The organism is Paenibacillus germinis (assembly GCF_013141785.1).
Classification (GTDB): Bacteria; Bacillota; Bacilli; order Paenibacillales; family NBRC-103111; genus Paenibacillus_E; species Paenibacillus_E phytorum.
Genome location: NZ_WHOC01000026.1, coordinates 1 through 3,367, shown reverse-complemented (window position 1 = coordinate 3,367; position 3,367 = coordinate 1). Strand labels below are relative to the sequence as shown.

The window sequence follows — 3,367 nt, the reverse complement described above, 5'->3', positions numbered from 1 at the left end:
CGTTTCCTCTAGACTTCGCACCAATCACGAGAAGAAGTGTTTGTAGACAAATTAGTTTTGAAGTGCAAGAACCAGCAAATTCAAGGGTTTGCTGGTTTTTTTCGAGAAAAATAAATTACAAATAAAGTTTTGAAGTGCTAGCATTGATCAAAAAAGCTGAATTACAAATATGTTTTGTAGAGTAAAGGGCTGGGATTGCCAGCCCCTTCTCATCAAACCGTAACGTGCGTAGAGTAGGCATCCAGCGAGTTACTATCTAAAGACAGCACTTTTCCAAATCCCCCTCCCAGAACGGAGCATGCGAGTTTCCAACGCACCCCGCTCGCCAGTGATTAACCGTCAGTCGACATCAGCTTTTGTTACTTTCTTACCGTCATATTTACCTGAGTGTATGTTTGCGTGGCATTCACGACATACGGCCAGCGTCTTTCTTCTCATCGCAACCATACGTTTTATCCATTGTGGCTTTTCTCTTCTACCGTTTTGACTTAAGTCTTTTAGTTTTTTTACATGATGCATTTCGATGTTTCCCTTGGACTCACATAGTTCGCATGTGTCTCTTAACAGGCGATCAACTAACTGACTCTAGGCAAGCAGGTAGTATTGAGCAAATCCCCGAAACTCGGATTGGTACTGTGCAATGATGTCATAATCCGTATTAATCGTCCGTTCTTTGCGACGGGTGGGTTTGCCACTTTTTGTATACTGTTTCGCCTTGCTTTTCAACTTCTCTTCTGGCAATCGTAAACCAATTACCCCATTGATACTACGCTGTCCCCTTTTGTCGTACTTGGTATCATTGTGCAGGACGTGGATGTCGTACCCAAGAAATCGAGCTTTTTCCGTCTTTGCATGTGTAATCAAGGTCTTTTCTGTACTTAAGGTAAGCCGTAGTTCCTTTTCCAAAACCGACTTAACCCGTTCCTTGATTACCACCGCCTCTTGTTTAGAACCGGAAACCCCGACCAACCAATTATCCGCATAGCGGATGTAGTACAGTCTTTTGAAGTTCGGGTCATTGACCTCTTTGGACGGCATCGATTGAAGTTGTTTCCGGAGTATTTTCACCGTTTCCCAGTCCTGATGTCGGGTGTATTTCACAATCTGTTTATACAGTGCCTTATACGTCGGGTTTTCAGCTCTTTTGGCGCCACGGTTAAATTCAGGTATAATTTTCTTTTCCATGAACTGATCCAGCTTATTCATGTATACGTTGGATAATAACGGACTTAAAATTCCGCCTTGCGGCTACTCTTTTCCAGCCGTCTTTCACCCGAATCGATTCAAGGGCAGTTTGACAGCCATGAGATGCGCGGAAGCCGTGTGATTTATCACTGAATTGAGGGTCAAAATAAGCGTCTAAAATGAGCCGAATAACTTCCTGCAAGAGTTTGTCTGAACATGTTGGCAGTCCTAGGGGTCTTCGTTTCTTGCTGTCCTTTTTCTGAATGCATTCCCGTCTGACGGGGCTGAAGCGATATGTTTCGCTTTTCAGCTGATGTATGATCTGATCGATCTTGGTTACGGACATCCCGTCTACAGTTTCATTCGTCACGCCTTTGGTCATCGCACCGTCATTCGCATAAATATTTTGATATGCAATAAGATATAGATTCCGATTGTAAAGTGCACGGTAGATTCGATAAAGCGGTAATTTTCGCTTGCCTCTGTCGCTGATGATATCCAAACCTTTTACGGCGTTCTGCATTCCGCATACATCCAAGACCCGATATCCTAACCACCTGTCTTCCTTTTCCTGATCTCCCCCGTACTTGGTTACCCTTTCGGAGGTACAAACGATCCAACGGCACATATTAAGGTCCGCCTGTGCAGCCGTCATTACAACCGCCACTTTGGATATTATGAAGACTCCGTTACCATGGGGGTCTCCCCCTTTAGGCAATCCCATGTTTTGCGCGAAACAAACGTGTAGCTTAACTTAGGTCCCCGATTTATTACCTTACTTGAACACATTGTTCAATGTCTTATGACCTTGGGTTTCCTCGGACAAAACCTCATCCCGAGTATGTCATAAAGTGGAGAGTATGTAGATTGTGTATCCCCAGATGTGCGGTTCCATCACTGGTAATTAGGATTCAGGCAGTCTAGCTTTAACCTTATTAAGCAGAACTTGCGCGGCACGTCTCTACACAATCTTCAATTCGCCCACGCTTTCCCACTATGCTTTTGTCCCCTCTTCCTTTCGGATTCAGGTAAAGCGGCTGTTCTTGAAGTGTCTCCAAGGACTCCAGTCCGGTTTCCGGACAATTCATTTCGCACCTGACATGGCGCACGGTTTTCCCGCATACGGCTTTCCGACGTTCTTCACCTTGGACAGTACGGCAAGCCCCAAAGTGAAGCGGTTTTCAGTCCTCGAGGCCCCCCACCTAGATTAGAGAGGCCACTGAAAAACTTATGCTTTTTAGTTAGACTTGGTGTTTAGCGAAAAAATGCGACACTTACCCCAAATTTTTCGGGTGGGTGAATGAGCTTTACTCTTTCGCCATGATGCGTCCAATATACAGAAAAAGGTACAGCTCTCTGAAAATAATGAGAGAGTCTGTACCTTTACATGACAATGGACTTTTTCAGTGCCACCTAGATTAGATCTTGATATTTCTTACAGTTGAAGATCAAGGTTGAGGCATATGTTTAACATTCTAAGAATCATAGTTACCGACTGCTCACGAGTAGCATAGGAGTTCGGGTAAAACTTACCATCGCCCTCACCTCTAACGATATCTGCGTTAGCCAATTGTTCGATATACTGACGTGCCCAGCTACTGGACGTATCTGAGAAATGCATGTCTCCAGTTACCTTACCCACAACAATCACACGCGCCAGGATTACTGTAATTTCAGCACGGGATATCGGCTGGTCAGGCTTGAATGATCCGTCACCCATACCTTCAATGACGCCAGCAGCTCTTAGAGCACCAATTGCCGATTCGGCCCAGTGACCGTTCGTGTCGGAGAAGGTTCCACCTGAATTGCTCGTCGTGTCGAGATGTAGAGCTTTCACCATCATCGTAACAAACTCGGCGCGAGTAACATTAGTACTTCCGTGGAAGTTTCCGTCAGGACTTCCTTGGACAATATCAAGTTGCTGAGCGAGTTGAACCGCTTTGGAACTCCAGCTGTTAGCCGGGACATCCGGGAACGGCTTAGGAGCAGTCAAATGAAGAGCAGCTTGATCCGCTTCTTTAACCTTTTGAACATCGGTGATTTTATCGTTGAGAACAGGTTTATCAGATGTAGGCGTAACTACCGGAGGAGGAGTCTGCGGTGTCCCATTATCGCTTCCATTGCCACCACTGCTGCCGCTACCGTCGCCAGCACTTGACGTTGCTCTCGTTACCGTCACGGT

General features: G+C 45.6%; 4 protein-coding genes. All 4 read right to left on the bottom strand.

The genetic code is table 11. The features are described 5' to 3' along the window. Positions 1-339: 339 nt before the first annotated feature. Entirely contained in the window at positions 340-519 is a 180-nt protein-coding gene (locus GC102_RS39305; RefSeq protein WP_246320750.1) for an HNH endonuclease, read from the bottom strand. 66 nt (positions 520-585) lie between these two features. Then, positions 586-1,206, bottom strand: coding sequence for an RNA-dependent RNA polymerase family protein (locus tag GC102_RS39300; protein ID WP_312883180.1), 621 nt, complete (start codon positions 1,204-1,206; stop codon positions 586-588). Then, positions 1,199-1,840 (bottom strand): reverse transcriptase family protein, encoded by a 642-nt coding sequence (locus tag GC102_RS39295; RefSeq protein WP_246320748.1) that lies wholly within the window; start codon positions 1,838-1,840, stop codon positions 1,199-1,201. The genes GC102_RS39300 and GC102_RS39295 overlap by 8 nt, the downstream gene beginning before the upstream one ends. A 780-nt stretch (positions 1,841-2,620) precedes the next feature. Beyond that, positions 2,621-3,367, bottom strand: a 747-nt coding sequence (locus GC102_RS05950; RefSeq protein WP_171688637.1) for an S-layer homology domain-containing protein, incomplete at its 5' end; no start/stop codon positions are given.